This window comes from Barrientosiimonas endolithica (assembly GCF_030296655.1).
GTDB classification, from domain to species: Bacteria; Actinomycetota; Actinomycetes; order Actinomycetales; family Dermatophilaceae; genus Barrientosiimonas; species Barrientosiimonas humi.
Genome location: NZ_AP027735.1, coordinates 14,713 through 37,245, shown reverse-complemented (window position 1 = coordinate 37,245; position 22,533 = coordinate 14,713). Strand labels below are relative to the sequence as shown.

Sequence of the window (22,533 nt, the reverse complement as noted above, 5' to 3'; positions counted from 1 at the left end):
CTCACTCCTTGGGCGGGCCACCACGGCCGGCGCGGCCGGCCAGATATTCGTTGTACGCCTTCAGGTCGGCGTCGTCGTCACGCTCGGCCTGACGCTCCTGGCGCCGGGCCTCCTTGTTGTCCGAGCGCAACCAGTCTGCCGTCACCAGCACGGCGAGGATCACCGTGGGCAGCTCACCGGTGCCCCACGCGACGGCGCCGGCGGCCTGCTGGTCGTCCAGCGGGTCGGGGACCCAGGGCAGCTGCAGGGCGTTGAAGAACTCCGGCACGAGCAGGGTGGTGCCGGTCATCAAGGCCACGCCGAAGAACGCGTGCGAGGCGAGCGTGACCAGCAGCACCAGCAGCCGCAGCGGCGCCGGCAGCTTCGGCGGGCCGGGGTCGACGCCGATGAGCGACCAGACGAACAGATAACCGGTCAGCAGGAAGTGCACGATCATCAGCACGTGCCCGGTGTGGGTCTGCAGCGCCAGGCCGAACAGCGGCGAGTAGTAGAAGACGACCAGGCTGAAGAAGAACAGCACCGCCGCCACGACCGGGTTGCCGAAGAAGCGGGTCGCTCGCGAGTGCACCGTGGCGAGGATCAGCTCGCGCGGGCCGAGCGTGGCGTCCTTGCGCTTGGGCAGCGCCCGCAGCGCGAGAGTGACGGGGGCGCCGAGCACGAGCAGCAGCGGCACGCCCATCGAGATGATCATGTGCTCGATCATGTGGATCGAGAACATGACCCGGCCGTAGATGCCGATGCCGCTGTCGATGACGTAGACGAACAGCAGCCAGCCCGCGACCCAGCAGATGGTGCGGTGGATGGGCCAGGAGTCGCCGCGGCGGCGCAGCCGCAGCATCCACGCGAGGTAGACCCCGATCGCGATGACCGCGACGGTCGTGAACAGCCACTCGGTGCGCCACATCGTCAGCAGCCGGGTGACGGTGAAGTCGGGCGGCGTGGGGTATCCGGTGCGGTCCAGCACCGGGTCGGAGGCGCTGATCTCCTCCCCGCCCGGCGGGGGCGTGCGGGCCAGCGCCGTCGCGATGCCGACGGTGGCGCCCATGACGAGCACCTCGAGCGCGGCGAACCGGGCGAACGCGCCGCGCGGCGCCTTCTCGTCGGGGCTGCGCTCGAGCACCCGGATGACGCGCTCGCGCTGTAGGTAGCCGAACCCGCCGAGCACCACCAGCGCCGCGGTCTTGGCCAGCACGAGGATGCCGTAGTCGCTGGTGAGCTCCCCGAAGCCGCCGAGCCGGACGGCCGCGTTCAGCAGGCCGGACAGCGCGACCAGCACGAAGCACCAGAGCGCGATCTTGGAGTAGCGCGCGGCCGTCGCCGCCGCGCCCTTGCCGAGCCGCGACCACAGCAGCAGCAGCGCCAGCAGACCGCCGACCCAGATGGTGGCGCCGACCAGGTGGAAGGCCAGCGAGTTGACCGCGGAGTCGTGGTCGGCCGAGCCCGCGGCGTGACCCACCAGCGCCAGCGGCAGGATCGCGACGACCGAGGCGAAGAACAGCCACGCCATCGCGTTGCGGCCGCGCTCGATCGAGGACAGCAGCGCGATCACCAGCGCCGCGGACGAGGTGATCGCCGGCGCGCGCAGCAGCTCCAGCTGCCAGGTGTTGGTCCAGTAGGCGGAGAAGAAGCCCGACGAGCCGATCGCGGTGCCGGACAGGTCGGAGTACGCCATGACCCCGCCGAGCAGACCCGCCAGACCCCAGACCGTCGCCGACGCGGTGGCCAGGCGCCCGGCGTACGCCCTGCGCTGGGTGTTCTTGCCCTCCGGCATCAGCAGGCCGCCCAGCAGGAACATGCCCACCGTCAGCGCCGCGGCCAGGTCGTGCACCACCCGCAGCAGGGGATGCCCCACCGGACGACGGGCCCGGCGTCGGACAGCTCGATCGGCGCTGCGGCCCCGCCGAACATCGCCGCCATGGCGCTGAACAGGAGGCCGGCGACGACGACCAGACCGACGAACGGCACTCCCAGACCAGCGGATTCACCCTTGCGGAGGGGAGGCTGCCCGGATCGTGGAGGACTCGTGGAGGACTGCTGGGTCACGGGGACAGGGTAAGTAGGGTTCCTGTATGGCCACGCATCCGCTTCCGCCCGAGAGTCTGCGCGACCTCGCCGAGGCGTACGCCGGCACCTTCAAGGCCGTCATCGACCTCGGCTTCACCTGCCACGACGAGGACTTCGCCCTCGAGACCGACTGCCCCGGCTGGACCGTCAAGGACCAGTTCTCCCACGTCGCCGGCGTCGAGGCCGCCGGGGCCGGGGTGCACGACCCGCAGGTGTCGGTGCCCGACTACCCCCACCTGCGCCACGACTTCGCCCGCGAGATCGAGAAGGCCGTCGAGGTGCGCCGCCCGCGCACCGGGTCGCAGGTCGTCGCCGAGCTGCAGCGGCTGCTGCCCGACCGGCTGGCCGTGCTCGCCGGCGAGGACCTCGAGCCCGACACCGTGCTCACCGGACCGCTCGGCGAGATGCCCGCCGTCGACCTGCTCGCGCTGCGCACCGTCGACCTGTGGGTGCACGAGCAGGACATCCGCGGCGCGCTCGGCCGCCCCGGCAACCTCGACTCCCCCGCCGCCGCCCTGTTCGTCAGCAAGGTGCTCGCCGGCTTCCCCGGCCGCGCCGCGCGCAAGGCCGGCCTGCCCGTCGGCACCGTCGTGATCCTGGAGAGCACCGGCCCGGTCACCGCCCGCGAGGGCATCCGCATCGTCGCGGGCGACGACCCCGAAAAGCCTTTGGCAGAGCCACTTTTCAGCGGTGACTCCGACGGGCACGGGTACCCCGAGTCGGTCACCACGATCCGGCTCACCACCGAGGCGCTGACCCGTCTCGGCGCCGGTCGCAAGCGCGCCGACGAGGTGCACTACAGCGTCGAGGGCGACGACGACGTCGCCCGACGCGTGCTCGACGTGCTGACCATCACTCCCTGAGCGCCGACGCCCGGCTTGCCGCGGGCGTACGCCGGGATTATGTTTGTATGGCACAACCAACTTATCGGCGGGCGCTCTGCCCGAGCCGACACCCCCGACAGAGCAGGTGATCCCGTGGCCGTGGACGAAGCGCGCGCCGACGCCCTGGCGACCGACGTGGTGCACACGCTGAAGGCGCTGACCTCCATGCGCCAGCACATGCCCCGGCCGGCCGACGGGGTCGAGCACGCGGCCTACCCGCTGCTGTTCACGCTCGCGACCGAGCCGCTGCGGGTGTCGGCCCTGGCCGAGCGCGTGGGCTCCGACGTGAGCACCGTGAGCCGCCAGGTGTCGCAGCTGCTCACCAGCGGGCTGGTGCAGAAGCGACCCGACCCCGACGACCGCCGGGCCCAGCTGGTGCAGCTGTCCGACAGCGGCCACGCGCTCATCGAGTCGACCCGCGCCCGCCGGGCCACCTACTTCCAGTACCTCCTGCGCGACTGGGACGTCGACGACGTCGACACGTTCGGCGAGCTGCTCGCCCGGTTCCGGGCCTCCGTGCTCGACGTCCGCGCCCAGATGGCGACCGACCCGCAGGTGATCCACGACCTGACCAAGAAGGAGAAGAAGTGACGGCAACCACGGCCGACGAGCGCGGGACGGGGAGCTGACCCACCGGCAGATCATGACGATCCTGGCGGGGCTGCTGCTCGGCATGTTCCTCGCCGCGCTCGACCAGACGATCGTCAGCACGGCGATCCGCACCATCGCCGACGAGCTGCAGGGTCTGGACGCACAGGCCTGGGTGACGACGGCGTACCTGATCACCTCGACGATCGCGACGCCGCTGTACGGCAAGCTCGGCGACATCTACGGCCGCAAGAAGCTGTTCCTGTTCGCCATCACGGTGTTCGTCATCGGCTCGCTGCTGTGCTCGTTCGCCGAGTCGATGTACGGCCTCGCCGGCTACCGCGCGATCCAGGGCGTCGGCGCGGGCGGGCTCATGTCGCTCGCCCTGGCGATCATCGGTGACATCGTGCCGCCGCGCGAGCGGGCGAAGTACCAGGCGTACTTCCTCGCCGTGTTCGGCACCTCCAGCGTGCTCGGCCCGGTCATCGGCGGGTTCTTCGCCGGCCACGACAGCATCCTCGGCATCACCGGCTGGCGCTGGGTCTTCCTGGTCAACGTGCCGATCGGCCTGTTCGCGCTGCTGGTCGTGACCCGCACCCTCAAGCTGGACCACCAGCGTCTCGACCTCAAGGTCGACTGGTGGGCGCCGCGGCGCTCATCGTCGGCCTCGTGCCGCTGCTGACCGTCGCGGAGCAGGGCCGCACCTGGGGCTGGGGGTCGGGCCGCTCGATCGCCTGCTTCGTGGTGGGCGCGCTGGGCGTCGCGCTGTTCGTGGTCGCCGAGTGGCGGATGAAGGACGCCGCGCTCATCCCGCTGCGCATCTTCAAGAACCGCGCGGTGAGCGTGACGATCATCGGCTCGGTCGTGATCGGCCTCGCGATGTTCGGCGGCATGATGATGCTGCCGCTCTACATGCAGATCGTGCACGGCGCCTCGCCCATGCAGTCGGGCCTGATGATGCTGCCGATGGTGGGCGGCATGATGCTCGCCTCGATCGTGTCGGGTCAGATCACCGCCCGGAAGGGCATCGTGCGGCCGTTCCCGATCATCGGCGCGACGCTGCTGACGATCGGCCTGTTCCTGCTGTCGACGATCTCGGCCGACACCCGGCTGTGGGTCGTCATGCTGATGATGTTCGTGACCGGCGTCGGGCTCGGAAACTCGATGCAGCCGCTGATCCTCATCGTGCAGAACGCCGTGTCGCCGCGCGAGATCGGTGTCGCCACCTCGAGCGCGACGTTCTTCCGCCAGATGGGCGGCACGATCGGCGTCGCGGTGTTCCTGTCGCTGCTGTTCAGCACGGTCGGCGGCAACATCCAGTCCGCGCTGAGCGCCGAGGCCCAGTCTCCTCAGTTCCGGCAGGCGGTCGGGCAGGCGCTGCAGGACCCGCAGATCCGGTCCGACCAGGCGGCGTACGACCTCGTCCAGGGGCTCGCCGACCCGCAGGGGCACGCGTCCGGGCTGGGTCAGGTCGACAAGGACTCCTCGGTCATCAACCGGCTGCCCGACACGCTGGCCCACCCGTTCCAGCAGGGGTTCGCCGACTCGATGGCGCAGGTGTTCCTCGTCGCCGGGTTCATCGCGATCCTCGGCCTGCTGGTGCTGCTGATGATGCCGCCGATCGAACTGCGTCAGCAGTCGGCGATGCAGGCCCGTGCGGCCGACTCGGCAGCGGCCGGGGCCGCGACCGGCGCCGCGGCCGGGGCCGCGACCGGCGCCGCGGCCGGGGCGGCGGCCGGGGCGGCGGCGACGACCGGTGGTGGCGCCGCGGCGATCGGGACCGCCGCGCAGGACGAGCACGCCGAGCGCGCGAGCGACGCGGGTGCTGCGAGCACGGGTGCTGGTGGCGAGGGGGTCGGCGCTGAGCCCACCCGCGCCGACGGGCCACGGCACGCGGCCCCCGACGAGGACGTACGGCAGCACGGGGCGCTCGACGACGCCTGCCGCACCGGTGCCGCCGTGAGCGCCGGGCACCTGCTCGACGAGGTCAGCGAGAACGACCCGCGCGGCGACGGCTACCAGCCCAAGCACGCGGCGAAGGAGTAACCCGACCTCGCAGGCTCACCCGACCGGCCGGGCCGACGACGGCGGCACAGAAGTCACGACGGCGGACCACTTAAGACGTGGGCCGCCGTCGTCGGATCTGTGCCGCCGTCGACGATGCACGCACATGCCGCCGTCGACGATGGGGCTAGCCCCAGACCAGGGCGCGGGCCGGGTCCTCCAGCAGCGCGGCGACGTCGGCGAGGAAGCGCGAGCCGAGGTCGCCGTCGACCAGCCGGTGGTCGAACGACAGCGACAGCTGGGTGACCTGCCGCGGCACGATCGCGTCGTTGCCCTGATCGTCGGTGACGACCCACGGCATCTTGCGGATCGCGCCGAAGCACAGGATCGCGGCCTCGCCCGGGTTGATGATCGGCGTGCCGTTGTCGACCCCGAACACCCCGACGTTGGTGATGGTGATCGTGCCGCCGGCCATGTCCGACGGGGGCGTACGCCCGTCGCGGGCGGTGCTCACCAGCTCACCGAGCGCGACCCCCAGGTCGCGCAGCGACATGGCGTCGGCGTCCTTGATGTTGGGCACGACCAGGCCGCGCGGGGTGGCCGCGGCGATGCCCAGGTTGACGTAGTTCTTGACCACGATCTCCTGCGCCTGCTCGTCCCAGGTCGCGTTGATCTCGGGGTTGCGCCGCACCGCGAGGGTGAGCGCCTTGGCCAGCACCAGCAGCGGGGTGACCTTGACGTCGCGGAAGTCGCGCTCGCCCTTGAGCCGCTCGACCAGCTCCATCGTGCGGGTGACGTCGACGGTGATGAACTCGGTGACGTGCGGCGCGGTGAACGCCGAGCCGACCATCGCCTGCGCGGTCATCTTGCGCACGCCCTTGATCGGGATGCGGGTCTCGCGCTCGCCCGGGCGCACGACGGGGGCGGGGCGGGCCGCGGCCGCGTCGCCCTCGGAGGCGCCGGAGCCGGCGGTGAAGCCCTCGACGTCGGCCCGGGTGATGATCCCGTCAGGGCCGCTCGGGGTGACCTGGCGCAGGTCGATGCCGAGGTCCTTGGCCAGCTTGCGCACCGGCGGCTTGGCGAGCGGGCGGTCGGCGTGCAGACCGACAGGAGAAACGTCGGGCTCGGCCACCGGTTCCGGCTCAGGAGCGGGCGCCTGCCGAGGTTGTTCCTGTCCGTCTGCACGCGCGGCGGCCTTGCGTGCGCGCCGGCTCGTCGACCCGGCCGAGGGTCCGTAGCCGACGAGGTTCGCGACCCGCTCGCCGCCGGCCTCGTCGGACGAGCCGGGACCGGTCGGCACCGAGTCGCCGCCCGCGCCGGGGGCCGAGGCGTGCTCGTCGTCGCGGTCGGACCCGACCACGTCGATCGAGACGATGGGCGCGCCGACGTCGACCGTGTCGCCCTCGCTCACGAGCAGCTCGACGACCGTGCCCTCCCACGGGATCGGCAGCTCGACGAGCGACTTGGCGGTCTCGATCTCGACGACGATGTCGTTGGTCTTGACCTGGTCGCCGACCTTGACCTTCCAGGTCACGATGTCGGCCTCGACGAGGCCCTCGCCCGGGTCGGGGAGCTTGAACAGCTTCACCGCCATGGTGTGCGTCTCCTTGTTGCTGCGGGGGTCTCGATACGCCGCTCGTTCCTCGCGGCTACTCGACCGGCTTGGGTGGGTCAGTAGGCGAGGGAGCGGTCGACGGCGTCGAGCACCCGGTCCAGGTTGGGCAGGAACTCCTCCTCGAACCGGCTGGGCGGGTAGGGGATGTTGTAGCCGCCGACGCGCAGTACCGGCGCCTCCAGGTGGTAGAAGCACTCCTGCTGGATCTCGGCGGCGAGCTCGGCGCCGAGCCCGACGAACGTGCTCGCCTCGTGCACCACCACGACCCGGCCGGTCTTCTTGGCCGAGCCGACGATGGTGTCGACGTCGAGCGGCGACAGCGAGCGCAGGTCGACGACCTCCAGCGAGCGCCCCTCCTGCTCGGCGGCGGCCGCGGCCTGCAGGCAGGTCTTGACCATCGGGCCGTAGCACAGCAGCGTCGCGTCGGTGCCCTCGCGCACGACCGCGGCCTGCCCCAGCTCCAGCGGCGCACCCGCTGCCTCGTCGATGTCGACCTCGCCGCGCTCGTGGTAGCGGCGCTTCGGCTCGAAGAACACCACCGGGTCGTCCGACTCGATCGACTGCTGGATCATCCAGTACGCGTCGGCCGGGTTGGCGCAGGACACCACCCGCAGACCGGCGGTGTGGGCGAAGTAGGCCTCGTTGGACTCGCTGTGGTGCTCGACCGCACCGATGCCGCCGCCGCACGGGATGCGGATCACCATGGGCAGCTTGAGGTAGCCGAGCGAGCGCGCGTGCATCTTGGCGACCTGGCTGACGATCTGGTCGAACGCGGGGTAGACGAACCCGTCGAACTGGATCTCCACCACGGGGCGGTACCCCCGCAGCGCCAGGCCGACCGCGGTGCCGAGGATGCCCGACTCGGCCAGCGGGGTGTCGATGACGCGGTCCTCGCCGAAGTCCTTCTGCAGGCCCTCGGTGATGCGGAAGACGCCGCCGAGCTTGCCGATGTCCTCGCCCAGCAGCACGACCTTGGGGTCGCGCTCCATCGCGGCGCGCAGCCCCGCGTTGAGGCCCTTGGCCAGGGTGAGCTTCTGCGTCTGTGCCATCAGTTCGCCTCCGCCTCGAACGACTCGTGGTAGGCGACGAAGTCGGCCCGTTCGCGCTCGACCAGCGGGTGCGGGTCGGCGTAGATGTGGTCGAACATCGTCGGCAGCTCCGGGTCGGGCATCTCCTGCGCGGCCTTGCGGATGCGCGCGGCGAGCTCGTCGGCCTCGGCGTCGATGTCCTCGAAGAACTGCGGGTCGGCGTAACCCTTGGTCTCCATGAAGCCGCGCATCCGCTTGATCGGGTCCTTCTCGCGCCAGATGTCGATTTCGGTGGCGATGCGGTACTTCGTCGGGTCGTCCGACGTGGTGTGCGCGCCCATCCGATAGGTGAACGCCTCGATCAGCGTCGGCCCCTGCCCCGCGCGGGCCGCGTCGAGCGCGGTCTTGGCGACGGCGTACACCGCCAGCACGTCGTTGCCGTCGACCCGCACGCCGGGGAAGCCGAAGCCGCGGGCGCGCTGGTAGGGCGGGATGCGGAACTGCTTGTGGTTGGGCTCGGAGATGGCCCACTGGTTGTTCTGCACGAAGAAGACAACGGGCGCGTTGGCGACGTCGGCGAAGACGAGCGCCTCGTTGTAGTCGCCCTGGGCGGTGCCGCCGTCGCCGGTGAACGCCATCACCGCGGCGTCGCGGTCGGGGTCGCCGGTGCCGACCACGCCGTCGCGCTGCAGACCCATGGCGTAACCGGTCGCGTGCAGCATCTGGTTGCCGATGACGATCGTGTAGAGGTGGAAGTTGTGCTCGCCCGAGTCCCACCCGCCGTTGTTGACGCCGCGGAACATGCCGAGCAGGTTCTCCGGCGGGACGTCGCGGCACCAGGCGACGCCGTGCTCGCGATAACCGGGGAAGGCGTAGTCCTGCGGGCGCATCGCACGACCGGCACCGACCTGCGCAGCCTCCTGGCCGAGCAGCGAGGGCCACAGACCCAGCTCGCCCTGCCGCTGCAGCGCGTGGCCCTCGGCGTCGATGCGCCGCACCAGCGCCAGGTCGCGATAGAGCGCGCGGGCGTCCTCGGGGGTCATCGCCTCGACGACGCCGGCGTACGGCTCGTTGGCGGCGTTGGTGCTCAGCCGGTTGCCGTCACCGTCGACGAACTGCACCATGTCGGGCCCGCCGTCGGTGATGTCGTGCTCACCGACCGGAAGGACGGTGTTCTCGTGGTGCCTGACCACGTCGTTGGGGTCACTCACTGCGATCTCCTTCGGTCCACGGCCGGGGCGGGCCGCGGGTCGCACGCACTCGGTCCCAGAGGGTGGACGACCCCTGGACGTCACCACCACGGTGTGGTGCCGCTCACAGAGCGTGTGGGAAGGCTAACGCGCGGTCCCGGACGGGACCGAATCGGGAGCGAAAGGCGGGGCCTGCGCCACGTCGCGCGCCGGCGTCAGCGGCGGCCGCGCACCAGGTCGATGAGGCGGTCCAGCACGTCGCCGGTGCGCAGCCCGTTGTGCAGCCACTCGTTGGTGATCCACGGCCTCGCGTCGGGCAGCAGACCGGCGGTCTCGAGGAGTGCTCGCGCAGGACGTACGGGTCGTCGTAGTACACCGCCGCCACGCAGGGCACCTCGGCGGAGCGCAGCGCCTGCTCGTCGTAGAGCCGCGGCCACTCGTGCCGGGCCAGCAGCTGCGCGGCGTCGGCGAGCGGCGCGAGCCCGTCGACCTCCTCGAGCATCCACGGGAAGACGTGCTCGGCGGTCAGCAGACTCTCGTCCCCGCCGTACGCCCTCGGCAGCACCCGCTCGCACGACCAGTCGGTCGTGCCCCCGTCGGCGTAGCAGGCCTCGTGCAGCACGGTGTAGATCGGCGAGCTGCCGGAGAACGGCAGGTGCCGCTCCAGCTCGGCGCGGAACATGGGCGACGCCGGGTCGCGCTCGAGCAGGAAGTGCAGCTCCTCCGCGCCCCCGGTCATCCCGAGACCTGCCCCGAGCGTGCGCACCCGCCGGGCGCTGACCTCGCGCCCGGACAGCAGCCTGACCTCGCCGGCGGCGCACCGCTCGACCAGCGCCCGCATGCGGTCCCGGTCGCCGGGGAAGGTGCGGTAGAACCGCTCGACCAGCTCGATCGTGCGGGCGTAGGTCGCGGCATAGACCTCGTCGACCGGGGTGGCGACCGGCGGGATGCCACCGGTGAAGATCACCTCGCGCAGGCTGTCGGCGTGCCGCGACAGGTAGGTCAGCGAGCAGAAGCCGCCGAACGACTGCCCGAGCAGGCTCCACCGCTCGACGCCGAGGTGCGCGCGCAGCAGCTCGGCGTCGCGCACGATCGAGTCGGCGCGGAAGTGGGTGAGGTGCTCGGCCTGCTGCTCGGGGCTCATCCCCGGCAGGTCGCCGACGGGTGCGGAGCGACCCGTGCCGCGCTGGTCGAGCAGCAGCACGCGGTAGTCCTCGATCGCCCGGCCGAGCCAGCCCGGCGAGGTCGGCACGCCCGGCCGCGGGCTCTCGCCGCCGGGCCCGCCCTGCAGGAACAGCAGGTACGGCTTGTCGCCGCCGCCGTCGGGCCCGGTCACCTCACGGGCGTAGACCGTCAGCGTGTCGCCGCCGGGGGCGTCGTGGTCGAGCGGCACCTCCAGCTCGTGGTCGACGAGCTGCAGACCCGGGATCCGTTGCGTCACAGGCACGTTCACGCGCCGGCGTCGGCGCCGCGGGACCCGCGGAACGCGCCGGCCACCTCGATCAGCCGGTCGTTCGCCTCGGCCTCACCGATGGAGCAGCGGGCACCCTCCCCGTCGAACGGGCGCACCACCAGGCCGGCCTCGTCGCAGGCCCGCGCGAACGCCATCGTGTCGGGGCCGAGCGGCATCCAGACGAAGTTGGCGTGCGTCTCGGGCACGTCCCAGCCCTGCGCCCGCAGCGCGTCGAAGACGCGGGTGCGCTCGCCGACCAGCGCGTCGACCCGCTGCTGCAGCTCGCCGAACGCGTCGAGGCTGGCGATCGCGGCGTCCTGGGCGAGCTGGCTCACGCCGAACGGCACCGCCGCCTTGCGCAGGGCGGTGGCGACCGGCTCGTGCGCGACGGCGTAGCCGACGCGGAGCCCGGCGAGGCCGTACGCCTTCGAGAACGTCCGCAGCAGGGCGACGTTCGGGTGACGCCGCCACACGTCGATCGCCTGGGGGCCTCGGGGTCGGTGACGAACTCGAGGTAGGCCTCGTCGATCACGACGACCACGTCGGAGGGCACGGCGGCGAGGAACCGCTCGAGCTCGTCAGCATGCACGACCGGGCCGGTGGGGTTGTTGGGCGTGCACACGAGGATCAGGCGGGTGCGGTCGGTGACGGCCGCCGCCATGGCGTCGAGGTCGTGCCGCGCGTCGGAGGTCAGCGGCACCTGCACCGACGCCGCGCCGGCGAGCGCGACGACGATGGGGTAGGCCTCGAACGAGCGCCAGGCGTAGACGACCTCGTCACCGGGGTCGCAGGTGATCGCGACGAGCTGACCGAGCACGCCCACGCTGCCCGTGCCGGTCGCGATCTCGTCGGGCTCGACCTTGAGCTCGTCCGCGATCCGCGCGCTCAGCCCGGACACCCCCATGTCGGGATAGCGGTTCATCGATCCGGCCGACTCGCGCACGACCTCTAGCACCGACGGCAGCGGCGGGTAGGGGTTCTCGTTGCTGCTGATCTTGTAGGTCGTCACGTCCGTGCGCGGCGCCGCGGGCTTGCCGGGCTTGTACCCGGGGACGGAGTCGAGCGTGGCGCGCAGCCGGACAGCGTTGGCCGGCTTGGGGTCTTCGGTCATGCCGTCACTGTACGAGCGCGGCCGGGGCCGCGGTCAGAGGTCCGGGCGGGACTGGGCCCCACGGTGCCGCACGGCCGCCGCGCCCGCGCGCAGCCCCGCCCGCAGCGCCTGCTCGCGGTCGGCACAGTCGGCCAGGGCCGCAGCCAGCGCTCCGCAGAAGGCGTCACCGGCGCCGGTCGTGTCGACCACCTCGGCCGGATCCACAACGACCGCAGGCAGATTCACGTCTCCCCACTCCGCACCGTCGGCTCCCCTGGTCACCAGCAGCGACCCGGGCGCCGCCCCGGCAGCGGCCAGCAGCTGCGCCTCGTGCTCGTTGGCGACCACCGGGTCGGCGAGATCGAGCACCTCGGGCGGCAGGTCGGCGTACGGCGCGGTGTTGAGCACCACGCGGGCACCGCGCTCGGCGGCGAGACGGGCCGCCCGCCCGACCGTGCCGAACGGGATCTCCAGCTGCATGAGCAGCACGTCGTCGGCCGTGAGGTCGCCGAGCGCGGCGGCGACCCGCTCCCAGGTGACCTCGCCGTTGGCGCCGGGGACGACGACGATGGCGTTCTCCCCCGCGTCGTCGACGGTGATCAGCGCGTGACCGCTCGGGCCCTCGACGGTCGCGACCGCGGAGGTATCGACGCCACGCTCACCCAGCCGCCCGACGTACGCCCTCCCCGCCTCGTCGGAGCCCACGCACCCGACCATCGCGACCCGGGCGCCCGCCGCCGCGGCGGCGACGGCCTGGTTGCCGCCCTTGCCGCCGGCGTAGCGGTCCATGCCGTCGGCCAGCACGGTCTCGCCGGGGCTGGGGTGCCGGCGCACGGGCGCGACCAGGTCGACGTTGAGCGAGCCCAGCACCACGAGGCGGCCCACTCAGCCCACCTCCCCGCGCACGGTCGCGAGCCACACGTCGCGCAGCGCGTCGCCGTCGACCCCGAGGCAGACGTCGACCATCGCGCGCGCCGGGCCGTGCGGGTCGTGCTCCATGTCGCCGGTCCAGTCGCGGCGGTCGACGATGGTGCGGCCCCGGGTCCAGGTGCCGGCAAGCTCCACCCGAACGGGGCGCCGCTCGGTCCGAACCGCTTGCGGCACAAGGAGACTCGCGACCGCACCGGCGTCGCCGACGGTCATCGTGCCGTCCTGGAACACCCGCTGGTGGAACGACGTGAGCCCGGCCGCGAGCGTGGCGACCGGGGTGCCGAGGTCGCGAAGCGCCTGCGACTGCTCGCGCGTGACGCGCGGGGCGTAGAAGACGTCGAGGCCGTACATCGTCACCGGCACGTCGTGCTCCACGCACGCGTCGAGCACGAGCGCGGTGGCCTCCGGGTCGTGGAAGACGTTGAACTCCGCGGCGGCCGTCGCGTTGCTCACGTCGGCCCCGCCACCCATGAACACCACGCGCCTCAGCCGCGCGAACGCGTCGGGGTGCACCCGCGCCAGCAGCGCGACGTTGGTCATCGGCGCCAACGGGACGAGCGTGAGCGGCCGGCCCTGGGCGTACGCCCGCTCGGCCTCGTCGCGCAGCAGCTCCACCGCGATCCGCGGGTCGGGCTGCGTCCGAGGCGCCGGGAGCCCGAGGTCGCCCATGCCGTCGCTGCCGTGCACGTGGCGGGCGTCGACCGGCTGCTCCAGCAGCGGCCGCCGCGCGCCGACCCCCACCGGCACGTCGGTGCGGCCGGCGATCTCCAGCACGGTCAACGTGTTCCGCACGACGTCCTCGAGCGGGGCGTTGCCGCCGGCGCAGGTCACCGCGCGCAGGTCGAGGCCGGGGTGCAGCGCGGCGAGCAGGATCGCCATGGCGTCGTCGATCCCGGTGTCGACGTCGAGGACGAGCGGGATCGGCGCGGAGGGCTGGGGCGGCACACGGCGACTCTACGACCGGGTCGAGGGCGGTCACCGGGCGCGCCTGGGACACTGGAGGCATGGACAACTTCCTGGTCAAGGTCGGCATCAACGCCGTCGCGCTCTGGGTCGCCGCCCTCGCCGTGCCGGGCATCACGCTCGTGCAGGACGGCACCGACACCATGGCCAAGGTCATCACGGTGGTCGTCGTCGCGGCGATCTTCGGGCTGATCAACGCGCTCGTGAAGCCGGTCGCCATCGTGCTGGCGCTGCCCGCGCTGATCCTCACGCTCGGGTTGTTCACGCTGGTCATCAACGCCGCGATGCTGCAGCTGCTGTCGTGGATCTCCGGCGGGCTGAACCTGTCGTTCCACGTCGACAGCTTCTTCTGGAGCGCGATCATCGGCGGCCTGATCATCAGCCTGGTGAGCTGGGCGCTCAACGTCGTGATGCCCGAGCGCGAGCGCGACTACTGACCCGCACCAGGTGGGCGGCTCACCAGGTCGGCGGCTCGCCGTCCTCCAGGTATGCCGTCGGCGCCCCGGCGTCGAGCAGCTGGGTCGCGTGCTCGATCAGGCGGGCGGTGTACGGCGCGCAGCGAGCGCGCACGGTCTCGGCGTCGGCCCAGTGGATCGCGCGAATCTCCCTGGGCTCCAACGTCGCTCGCGCCACCTCGTCCTCGGCGACGGACAGCTCGAACAGGTAGAGCATGGCGTCGTCCCAGCCCTGCCACGGCGGCAGCCAGCTGACCACGGCGAGGCGCCGCAGCCGCGCGGGCACCTGCAGCTCCTCACCGACCTCGCGCAGCACTGCGTGCGCCGGTGACTCGTCGGGGTCGACCACGCCGCCGGGCAGGTCCCAGTAGCGCTTGTAGGTCAGCTCGCACAGCAGCACCTCGCCGCGCTCGTTGCGGACCAGCCCCTGGCTGATCGTGCGCTTGCGCGGCAGGCCCGCGTTGAGCGCGGCCCGGAACATCTCGCCGGTGCCGACCTCGGGGTCGTCGGCGAGCCGGGCCAGCAGCACCGCATCCCGCCGTACGCCCTCGCGGTCCGACTCATACCCCCGCAGCTCTCCCTCGCGCCGCAGCCCGGCCCGCGTGGCCAGCCGGACCGACCTGCGGTTGTCCGGGTCGACGTACGCCTCGACGCGGGCGAGCCCGAGGTCGCCGAAGGCGTAGTCCACGAGCAGCCGCACGGCGGTCACGGCGTGGCCGCGGCCGCGGAAGTCGGGGAACAACGCCCACGACAGGTGACCGGTGGCGTCGCGGCCGACAGTGCGGCGCACCTCGACGCTGCCGGCGACCCGGCCGTCGACCTCGACGACGAACGAGACGACCCGGCGCCCGTCGGCGTAGTCGCGCTGCCACCGCTCGATCGCGGCGCCCTGCTGCTCGGCACTCGGGGTCACCCCGGGGAAGTGGAACCAGCGGGCGATCTCCTCGTCGTGCTGCAGCCGCGCCGCCTCGGCGTCGTCGGCGCGCCACGGGCGCAGCGTCACCGCGCCGTCGACGAGGGTCGGCTGCGGCGGGACGGGCTCGGAGGTCACGGGAGCGACGCTAACCCGCCGCGCGGCCGGGGTGAACCTGCAACCCCCTGCAACCCTTTCGCGCCGGGCCGGCCGCGGCAGACACTCCCGCGACAGGCAACCCACCCGAGGAGCGAGGCACATGAGCAACGTCCACATCACCGGAGCGGCGCGCGGCATCGGCAAGGCGATCGCGACCCGGCTCGCCGAGGACGGCCACGACCTGGTCGTCAGCGACCTGCCGAGCATGGCCGAGACGCTGGAGCAGACCCGCGCCGAGCTCGAGGGGCTGGGCGTGCGGGCGGTGGCGCTGACCGGTGACGTCAGCGACGCGGAGTCGGTGCGCGGGCTGGTGCAGGGCACGGCCGAGGCGCTCGGGTCGCTCGACGTGATGGTCGCCAACGCCGGCATCGCGCAGACCAAGGCGCTGCTCGACGTCTCGCCGCGGGAGTACGACCAGGTCCACGCGGTCAACGGGCGCGGCGTCTTCCTGTGCTACACCGAGGCCGCGCGGCAGATGATCGAGCAGGGCAACGGCGGCAAGATCATCGGCGCCGCCTCGATCGCCGCGCACAAGGGGTTCGCGCTGCTCGGGGTCTACTGCTCCACCAAGTTCGCGGTGCGCGGACTCACCCAGGCCGCGGCGCAGGAGTGGGCCGAGCACGGCATCACGGTCAACGCCTACTGCCCCGGCATCGTCGACACCACCATGTGGGAGGAGATCGACCGCGACCTCGGCGACATCAACCAGGTCGGCAAGGGCGAGTCGATGGCCGCGATGGCCGAGCTGATCACGCTGGGCCGGGTCTCGACGGGCGCCGACGTCGCGGGCTACGTCTCCTTCCTCGCCGGGCCCGACTCGGATTACATGACCGGGCAGTCGGTGATGATCGACGGCGGCATCCTGTTCAGCTGAGCTGGGGCGCCCCCCCGGCCGGCGTGAGAGTGCGCGAGTGGCCCATGTCGTACGCGATCGGTGGGCGTGTCGCGCACTCTCACCGGCGCGGTGGCCGGGTTCGCACCGGCGCACGCCGCACGGTGCCGGCGTCAGCGCAGCAGCAGCGACTGCAGCTCGGCGAAGCTGTGCGCGGTCTCGGTGGGTGCGGCGCCGGCGAGGTCGGTGCCGGTGCCGGCGCCCCACGTGACGGCGATGGTCGAGAGCCCGGCCGACGCCCCGGCGCGCACGTCGACGGCGGCGTCGCCGACATAGACCGCCCGCTCGGGCGCGACGCCGATCCGCTCGCAGGCCAGCAGGATCGGGGCGGGGTCGGGCTTGTGGGCGTCGGTGTCCTCGAGGGTCACGGTCGGCTCGACGAGCCCGGCCAGCCCGGTCAGCTCCAGCGCCCGCTGCGCCTGCGGCCGCCGCTTGGAGGTCGCAACGGCCACGGTCACGCCGGCGTCGTGCAGCGCGGTCAGCAGCTCGGCGGCGCCCTCGAACGGGCGGATCAGCCGCTCGGTGTTGTCCTGGTTCCACCCGATGTAGGTGTCGTAGAGCGCGTCGGCCTTGGTCTCGTCGACCGACCGGAAGGCGCGGATGAGCGGCTGCCCGATCCAGCTGCGGATCAGCGCCTCGTCCTCCTCGCGGCCGAGGTGGGTGCGGAAGGCGTGCTGGTAGGACGCGACGATGAGCGGGACGGTGTCGACGAGCGTGCCGTCGAGATCGAAAACCGCTGCGGGCCAACGCGACTCGGCCATCAGCCGGCCACCCCCGGGCCGCGTCGAGGTCGGAGCGGGCGAAGACGTACCGCGTCTCGAGGCCGACGTCGCGCAGCGCCTGCCCGGGCTCCGGGCTGCGGTCGATCGCGCACAGCACGACCTCGACGGTGGCGCCGCGGTCGCGCAGCTCGCGGGCCGCGTCGCGCACCGCGCCGCCGGTGGTGATGACGTCCTCGACGAGGGTCACCCGCCGCCCGCTGACGTCGGCGCCCTCGGCGAGCCGGCACGTGCCGTACGTCTTCGCCTCCTTGCGCACGAAGACCGCGGGCAGCCCGGTGAGGCTGCTGAGCACCGTGACGATCGGGATGCCGCCGAGCTCGAGCCCGCCGAGCAGGTCGGTGCCCTCGGGCACCAGCGGTCGCAGCTGCTCGGCCACCCGCCGCAGCAGCGCCGGGTCGGACTCGAACTGGTACTTGTCGAAGTACTCGCTGACGACCTGGCCGGACCGCAGCGTGAACTCCCCGGACACCCGGCTGGCGGCGTCGACGTCGCGGGCCAGCGCTGCACGTTCACTCACGGGTCCCGATTCTCCCTGGTCGCTGCGAGCCGCCCTCGACCCCCTGCCACCATGTGACCCATGGCACACAGCGACGTGACGGCCGACGGTGACGCCTGGACCCCAGCGGTGGCGGTGGTCGGGGCGGGCGCGATGGGCACCGGCATCGCCCAGGTCGCCGCGCAGACCGGCTGCGAGGTGACGCTGGTCGACGTGGCCCCGGGGGCGGCCGACCGGGCGCGCGAGTCGCTGCGGGCGGTGTGGGCGCGCCAGGTGGACAAGGGCCGGATGAGCGCCGCCGAGGCCGACGCCGCCCTCGCCCGCGTGCGCACGGCCGCCGGCGTCGAGCAGCTGCCGTCGGTCGACCTGGTGATCGAGGCGGCCCGCGAGGACCTCGCGACCAAGCGCGAGCTGTTCGCGACGCTCGCCGCCACCCAGTCGCCGGACACGGTGCTCGCGACCAACACCTCCAGCCTCAGCACCACCGACATCGCCGAGGGGCTGCCGCAGCCGCACCGGCTGGTCGGGCTGCACTTCTTCAACCCGCCGCCGCTGATGAAGCTGGTCGAGGTCGTGCGCGGCGAGCACAACGCGACGGCTGACGGCGAGGCGCTGCTGGCGCGGTGCACCGACCTGATGCGCGCCTGGGGCAAGACGCCCGTGACCTGTTCTGCCACACCGGGATTCATCGTCAACCGGGTGGCGCGGCCGTTCTACGGCGAGGGCCAGCGGATGGTCGCCGACGGCACCATCGACCCCGCCACCCTCGACTACGCCCTGACCCGCGAGGGCTTCCGGCTCGGCCCGATGGCGCTCACCGACCTCATCGGCCAGGACGTCAACCTCGCGGTCGGCGAGTCAGTCTGGGAGCAGACCGGGCGCGACCCGCGCTACGAACCGACCGAGTGGCAGCGCGGCCTGGTCGCCGAGGGCCGGCTCGGCCGCAAGGCCGGCCGGGGCGTCTTCGAGTACGACCCGGCCGGCTCCCCGCTCGGCGCCGAGCCGGACGAGCGCCGGGCCGCCGAGCTGACCGCCCCCGACGCGCCCGTCGAGACCGACCCGGTCGCGCGCACGCTGGCGATGCTGGTCAACGAGGCCGTCGACCTCGTGGCCCGCGGCGAGGCGAGCGCCGCCGACGTCGACACCGCGATGCGGCTCGGCACGAACTACCCCCGCGGCCCGATCGAGTGGGGGCGCGAGATCGGGTTCGACACCGTGCACGCCCAGCTGGTCGAGCTCGACGCGCACTTCCCGGGTGGCCGTTACCGCCCGAGCCCCGCGCTCACCGACGGCAGCCTCGACGGGGCCGACGAGCGCGACGGCGCGGCGCAGGAGCACGAAGCGGCGCAGGAGCCGGCATGACCGACCTGGGTCACGTGGAGCAGATGTGGGCCTCCGACGATGCCTCGCGCCGGCTCGGCATCACGCTCGAGGAGGTCGGGGTCGACGCCGACGGGCGCGGGTTCGCCCGCACCCGCATGGCGGTCGCCGAGCCGATGGTCAACGGGCACGACATCACCCACGGCGGCTTCGTGTTCACCCTGGCCGACTCGACGTTCGCGCTCACCTGCAACGCCTCCGGCCGGCTGACCGTCGCGGCCGGTGCCGACATCGTGTTCGTCACCTCGACCCGGCTCGGCGACGTGCTGCTGGCCGAGGGCCGGGAGCGGGCGACCTACGGCCGCAGCGGAGTCACCGACGTCACCGTCACCCGCGAGGCCGACGGGGCGCTCGTGGCGGAGTTCCGCGGGCGCTCGCGCGCCCTGCCCCCGAGGAAGGACGCCTGAGCATGGCCGGTCTGCCGCCCGTCAGCGACGGGAGCGAGCTGCTCGACGAGGCCGAGCGCTGGTCGCTCGACCAGCTGCGCGCCGAGCAGCTGGTGCGGCTGCAGTGGTCGCTGCAGCATGCGTACGACAACGTCCCGCACTATCGAAAGGCGTTCGACGACAAGGGGTTTCACCCGCGCGACGTCAAGACGCTCGACGACCTGCGGCACGCGCCGACCACGCAGAAGAGCGACCTGCGCGACAACTACCCGTTCGGGATGTTCGCGGTGCCGCGCGAGCAGGTGGTGCGGGTGCACGCGTCCAGCGGCACGACCGGCAAGCCGACGGTGGTGGGCTACACCCGCGACGACATCGACACCTGGGCCGGGCTCATGGCACGGTCGCTGCGGGCGGCGGGGGTGCGGCCCGGCGACGTGGTGCACGTGGCCTACGGGTACGGCCTGTTCACCGGCGGGCTCGGCGCTCACTACGGCGTCGAGCGGCTCGGCTGCACCGCCGTCCCGATGTCGGGCGGGCAGACCGAGCGGCAGATCCAGCTGATCCACGACTTCGGTGCGCGGGCGATCATGGTGACGCCGTCGTACTTCCTGTCCCTGCTCGACGAGATGCAGGCACAGGGCATCGACCCGGCCGAATCTCCTTTGGAGATAGGGGTTTTCGGCGCCGAGCCGTGGACGCCGGCGATGCGGGCGGAGATCGAGCAGCGCGGCGGCATGCACGCGACCGACATCTACGGGCTGTCCGAGGTGATGGGGCCGGGGGTCGCGCAGGAGGCGGTCGAGACCAAGGACGGGTTGCACGTCTGGGAGGACCACTTCCTGCCCGAGATCGTCGACCCGCTGACCGGCGACCCGGTGCCCGACGGGGAGCCGGGCGAGCTGGTCTTCACCTCGCTCACCAAGCAGGCGATGCCGGTCGTGCGCTACCGGACGCGCGACCTCACCCGGCTGCTGCCCGGCACCGCGCGCCCGGCGATGCGGCGGATGGAGAAGGTCACCGGCCGCTCCGACGACCTGATGATCGTGCGCGGCGTCAACGTGTTCCCGACCCAGATCGAGGAGCTGGTGCTGGCGCTGCCCGGGCTGACCGCGTACTTCCAGTGCGTGCTCACCCGGCCCGGCCGGCTCGACGAGCTCACCGTGCGCGCCGAGGCCGAGCCGCACGTCACCGCCGAGCGGCGCAGCGAGCTGGGCCGCACGCTGGCCGATCAGATCAAGACCCGCATCGGCACCAGCGCCCGCGTCGAGGTCGTCGGCGAGGGCGGCATCGAGCGCTCGGTCGGCAAGGCGCGCCGGATCGTCGACCAGCGTGAGCGGTGAGGGGCGGGGTCTCGATACGGCTCCGCAGGCTCCGCCCACTCGATCAGCTGGGGTTCGGCCGCAGGAACCGGCGCCGCCGCACCGGCGTCGGAGGCAGGACTTCACCCGCCCGTCCGTCGGGCGTCCCCCGGGGAGGAACCGATGACCCGCTCGCACGCCCGCTTCGCCACCGTGATGGCGCTGACCCTCACGACCGCGACCGCGCTGTCGGCCTGCCAGGAGGACTCCGGCCCGACCGTGCCGCGCTCGTCGTCGTCCAGCGCGACCAGCTCGGCCGGCACCGCGCCGGGTGCGCAGGCCCCGGCGCCGCAGCGGCCGATGGCCGACCTGAGTCGCTACGTCGGGCAGCAGGTCAGCTGGAGCGAGGACACCTGCCCCTCGAGCATGCGGGTCGTCACCGCCCTCTCGGACAAGACGACCTGCGCGCGCATCACCGCACCGAAGGACTACTTCGACCCCGGCAAGGGCGACATCACGCTGATGGTGGCGCGCACCAAGAGCGACAACCCCGACGCGCGCGTGCTGTTCACCAACCCCGGCGGCCCGGGCGCGCCGGCGGCCCGCTTCTCGGCCGTGGTCGCCAAGCTGTCGCCGCTGGCGCAGACCCACGACGTGATCGGCGTCGACCCGCGCGGCACCGGCGACTCGACGTCGGTCAGCTGCGACCCGCCGCGCACCGGCGTCGACGACAACCGCAACCTCACGCCTGCTCAGGTCACGACCGTGCAGTCGCGGGTGAAGAAGAGCGTCACCGACTGCGTCGCCAAGCACGGCGGCCTGCTGCCGTTCCTCACCTCCGACAACACCGCCCGTGACCACGACCTGGTGCGCCGCATCCTCGGCGCCGGCACGGTCGACTACTACGGCGTCTCGGCCGGCACCTGGCTCGGCAGTCGTTACGCCACCTTGTTCCCGAAGCAGGTCGGGCGGTTCGTGCTCGACAGCAACACCGAGTTCACCGCCCCGTTCGCGAAGACCTTCGGCAACCAGCCGATGGCCTTCCAGCGGCGGTGGGACCAGCAGTTCCTGCCGTGGGCGGCCCGGCACGACGCGACGTACGGCCTGGGCACCGACAACCGCGCGGTCAACGGCGTCTACGAGAAGGTGCGCAAGGCCGCCGGTGAGGGCCGCCTCGACGTGTTCACCCCGTCCCTGATCGACAACGTGCTCGCGTCGGAGATGTACGGCGACCCCGGCTTCGTCTCGGCGGCGACGCTGCTGGGCCTGCTGGACAAGGCGACCGACGGCGACCCGGACGCGCTGCGCCAGGCCAAGCGGTCGCTGATGTCCAGCGGCGGCGACGGCTACACCGACTACCGCGAGAGCACGACCTTCATGGCCGTCACGTGCAACGACACCCCGTGGAACAAGCAGCCGCTGACGTACGCCGCGAACGCGTTCAACCTCGGCAAGAAGTACCCCCTCACCGGGTACGACGTCGTCGAGAACCGTTGCGCCTACTGGCCGTACACCGCCCCGCAGACCAAGGTCGACGTCAGCAAGGCCCCGCCGATGATGATGGTGCAGACCGAGCTCGACCCGGCGACGTCGTACGAGAACGCCATGAGCGCGCACCGCGCGTCGCCCTCGACCCGGATGCTCGTGGTCGACAACCAGGGCGACCACGGCGCCGTCGTCGGCAGCAAGAACGCCTGCGTCACCACCGCGGCGTACGACTTCCTCACCAAGGGCAAGCTCATCGCCCAGGACTCGGTGTGCCCGGCGGTGCCGCTGCCCGACGACAGCCAGGTCTTCGAGGTCGGGTCGAAGGCGCAGGGCCCGCAGCTGCCGACCGCCGACGGCTACGCCCGGCAGAAGCCGAACCTGGCGCAGCAGGTGATCGACCTGCTGCTGCGGATCCTGGCCGAAGCCACCCACCCGCAGCGATAGAGGGTCTACCGTTCACCCGTGCTGACTCGCC

Annotated in this window: 20 protein-coding genes and 2 pseudogenes; 10 read left to right on the top strand and 12 right to left on the bottom strand. The window is 72.5% G+C overall.

Going from position 1 to position 22,533, the window contains the following annotated elements:
- Nucleotide 1: 1 nt before the first annotated feature.
- Both QUE40_RS00175 and QUE40_RS00170 read right to left on the bottom strand, forming a co-directional pair.
- Nucleotides 2–1,831 carry a bifunctional copper resistance protein CopD/cytochrome c oxidase assembly protein gene (locus tag QUE40_RS00175; protein ID WP_289231945.1) on the bottom strand — a complete coding sequence of 610 codons (1,830 nt, stop codon included), beginning with the start codon at nt 1,829–1,831 and terminating at the stop codon, nt 2–4.
- A complete protein-coding gene (locus QUE40_RS00170; protein ID WP_289231944.1) occupies nt 1,804–2,043 on the bottom strand; it encodes a hypothetical protein in 240 nt (79 codons plus the stop codon). The genes QUE40_RS00175 and QUE40_RS00170 overlap by 28 nt, the downstream gene beginning before the upstream one ends.
- 26 nt (nt 2,044–2,069) lie before the next feature.
- On the opposite strand from QUE40_RS00170, the gene QUE40_RS00165 reads away from it, so the two are divergent.
- The 4 genes from QUE40_RS00165 (at nt 2,070) to QUE40_RS00150 (ending at nt 5,582) form a co-directional block, all read left to right on the top strand.
- Nucleotides 2,070–2,927, top strand: a complete 858-nt coding sequence (locus QUE40_RS00165; protein ID WP_289231943.1) for a maleylpyruvate isomerase family mycothiol-dependent enzyme — start codon at nt 2,070–2,072, stop codon at nt 2,925–2,927.
- Between the two features lie 114 nt (nt 2,928–3,041).
- Complete coding sequence (locus tag QUE40_RS00160) at nt 3,042–3,539, top strand: MarR family winged helix-turn-helix transcriptional regulator (RefSeq protein ID WP_289231936.1); 498 nt, start codon at nt 3,042–3,044, stop codon at nt 3,537–3,539.
- A 52-nt stretch (nt 3,540–3,591) separates the two neighbouring features.
- Nucleotides 3,592–4,218, top strand: a complete 627-nt coding sequence (locus QUE40_RS00155) for an MFS transporter (protein ID WP_289231942.1) — start codon at nt 3,592–3,594, stop codon at nt 4,216–4,218.
- Nucleotides 4,176–5,582 (top strand): MFS transporter, encoded by a 1,407-nt coding sequence (locus QUE40_RS00150; protein ID WP_289231941.1) that lies wholly within the window; start codon nt 4,176–4,178, stop codon nt 5,580–5,582. The genes QUE40_RS00155 and QUE40_RS00150 overlap by 43 nt, the downstream gene beginning before the upstream one ends.
- 145 nt (nt 5,583–5,727) lie before the next feature.
- Here QUE40_RS00150 and QUE40_RS00145 read toward each other — a convergent pair whose 3' ends face one another.
- The 7 genes and pseudogenes from QUE40_RS00145 to QUE40_RS00115 all read right to left on the bottom strand — a co-directional run bounded on the left by QUE40_RS00145 (nt 5,728) and on the right by QUE40_RS00115 (nt 13,791).
- Nucleotides 5,728–7,134, bottom strand: a complete 1,407-nt coding sequence (locus QUE40_RS00145) for a dihydrolipoamide acetyltransferase family protein (protein WP_289231933.1) — start codon at nt 7,132–7,134, stop codon at nt 5,728–5,730.
- A gap of 77 nt (nt 7,135–7,211) precedes the next feature.
- A complete protein-coding gene (locus QUE40_RS00140) occupies nt 7,212–8,204 on the bottom strand; it encodes an alpha-ketoacid dehydrogenase subunit beta (protein WP_142007684.1) in 993 nt (330 codons plus the stop codon).
- A complete protein-coding gene (gene pdhA, locus QUE40_RS00135) occupies nt 8,204–9,376 on the bottom strand; it encodes a pyruvate dehydrogenase (acetyl-transferring) E1 component subunit alpha (protein WP_289233128.1) in 1,173 nt (390 codons plus the stop codon). Before pdhA ends, QUE40_RS00140 begins: the two co-directional genes overlap by 1 nt.
- Nucleotides 9,377–9,497: 121 nt before the next feature.
- Nucleotides 9,498–10,814, bottom strand: a complete 1,317-nt coding sequence (locus tag QUE40_RS00130) for an alpha/beta fold hydrolase (protein WP_350227014.1) — start codon at nt 10,812–10,814, stop codon at nt 9,498–9,500.
- Between the two features lie 8 nt (nt 10,815–10,822).
- Nucleotides 10,823–11,937: pseudogene (gene hisC, locus QUE40_RS00125) on the bottom strand (histidinol-phosphate transaminase).
- Nucleotides 11,938–11,970: 33 nt separating this feature from the next.
- Nucleotides 11,971–12,801, bottom strand: a complete 831-nt coding sequence (locus QUE40_RS00120; protein WP_289231932.1) for a PfkB family carbohydrate kinase — start codon at nt 12,799–12,801, stop codon at nt 11,971–11,973.
- Entirely contained in the window at nt 12,802–13,791 is a 990-nt protein-coding gene (locus tag QUE40_RS00115) for a nucleoside hydrolase (RefSeq protein WP_289231931.1), read from the bottom strand.
- A 59-nt stretch (nt 13,792–13,850) separates the two neighbouring features.
- Between QUE40_RS00115 and QUE40_RS00110 the strand changes: the two genes are divergently transcribed.
- Nucleotides 13,851–14,246 carry a phage holin family protein gene (locus QUE40_RS00110; RefSeq protein ID WP_142007681.1) on the top strand — a complete coding sequence of 132 codons (396 nt, stop codon included), beginning with the start codon at nt 13,851–13,853 and terminating at the stop codon, nt 14,244–14,246.
- Between the two features lie 19 nt (nt 14,247–14,265).
- Here the strand turns inward: QUE40_RS00110 and QUE40_RS00105 are convergent, their stop codons facing one another.
- On the bottom strand, nt 14,266–15,315 hold the full coding sequence (locus tag QUE40_RS00105) for an NUDIX hydrolase (protein ID WP_289231930.1): 1,050 nt from the start codon (nt 15,313–15,315) through the stop codon (nt 14,266–14,268).
- 121 nt (nt 15,316–15,436) lie between these two features.
- Here QUE40_RS00105 and QUE40_RS00100 point away from each other — a divergent pair, with 121 nt between their 5' ends.
- Complete coding sequence (locus QUE40_RS00100; RefSeq protein ID WP_142007679.1) at nt 15,437–16,210, top strand: SDR family oxidoreductase; 774 nt, start codon at nt 15,437–15,439, stop codon at nt 16,208–16,210.
- A gap of 131 nt (nt 16,211–16,341) precedes the next feature.
- Here QUE40_RS00100 and QUE40_RS00095 read toward each other — a convergent pair whose 3' ends face one another.
- Nucleotides 16,342–16,989, bottom strand: a complete 648-nt coding sequence (locus QUE40_RS00095) for an HAD family hydrolase (RefSeq protein WP_289231929.1) — start codon at nt 16,987–16,989, stop codon at nt 16,342–16,344.
- 172 nt (nt 16,990–17,161) lie between these two features.
- Nucleotides 17,162–17,362 (bottom strand): annotated as a pseudogene (locus QUE40_RS00090) (orotate phosphoribosyltransferase); the annotation flags it as partial.
- Nucleotides 17,363–17,587: 225 nt separating this feature from the next.
- Here QUE40_RS00090 and QUE40_RS00085 point away from each other — a divergent pair.
- From QUE40_RS00085 to QUE40_RS00070, 4 genes are all read left to right on the top strand, one after another.
- Nucleotides 17,588–18,868, top strand: coding sequence for a 3-hydroxyacyl-CoA dehydrogenase NAD-binding domain-containing protein (locus QUE40_RS00085; protein ID WP_289231928.1), 1,281 nt, complete (start codon nt 17,588–17,590; stop codon nt 18,866–18,868).
- On the top strand, nt 18,865–19,293 hold the full coding sequence (locus QUE40_RS00080; RefSeq protein ID WP_289231927.1) for a hotdog fold thioesterase: 429 nt from the start codon (nt 18,865–18,867) through the stop codon (nt 19,291–19,293). Before QUE40_RS00085 ends, QUE40_RS00080 begins: the two co-directional genes overlap by 4 nt.
- A 2-nt stretch (nt 19,294–19,295) precedes the next feature.
- Nucleotides 19,296–20,612: a phenylacetate--CoA ligase PaaK gene (gene paaK, locus QUE40_RS00075; RefSeq protein WP_289231926.1), complete on the top strand. Its 1,317-nt coding sequence runs from the start codon at nt 19,296–19,298 to the stop codon at nt 20,610–20,612.
- 141 nt (nt 20,613–20,753) lie between these two features.
- A complete protein-coding gene (locus tag QUE40_RS00070) occupies nt 20,754–22,502 on the top strand; it encodes an alpha/beta hydrolase (RefSeq protein ID WP_289231925.1) in 1,749 nt (582 codons plus the stop codon).
- The last annotated feature ends 31 nt before the right edge of the window (nt 22,503–22,533 follow it).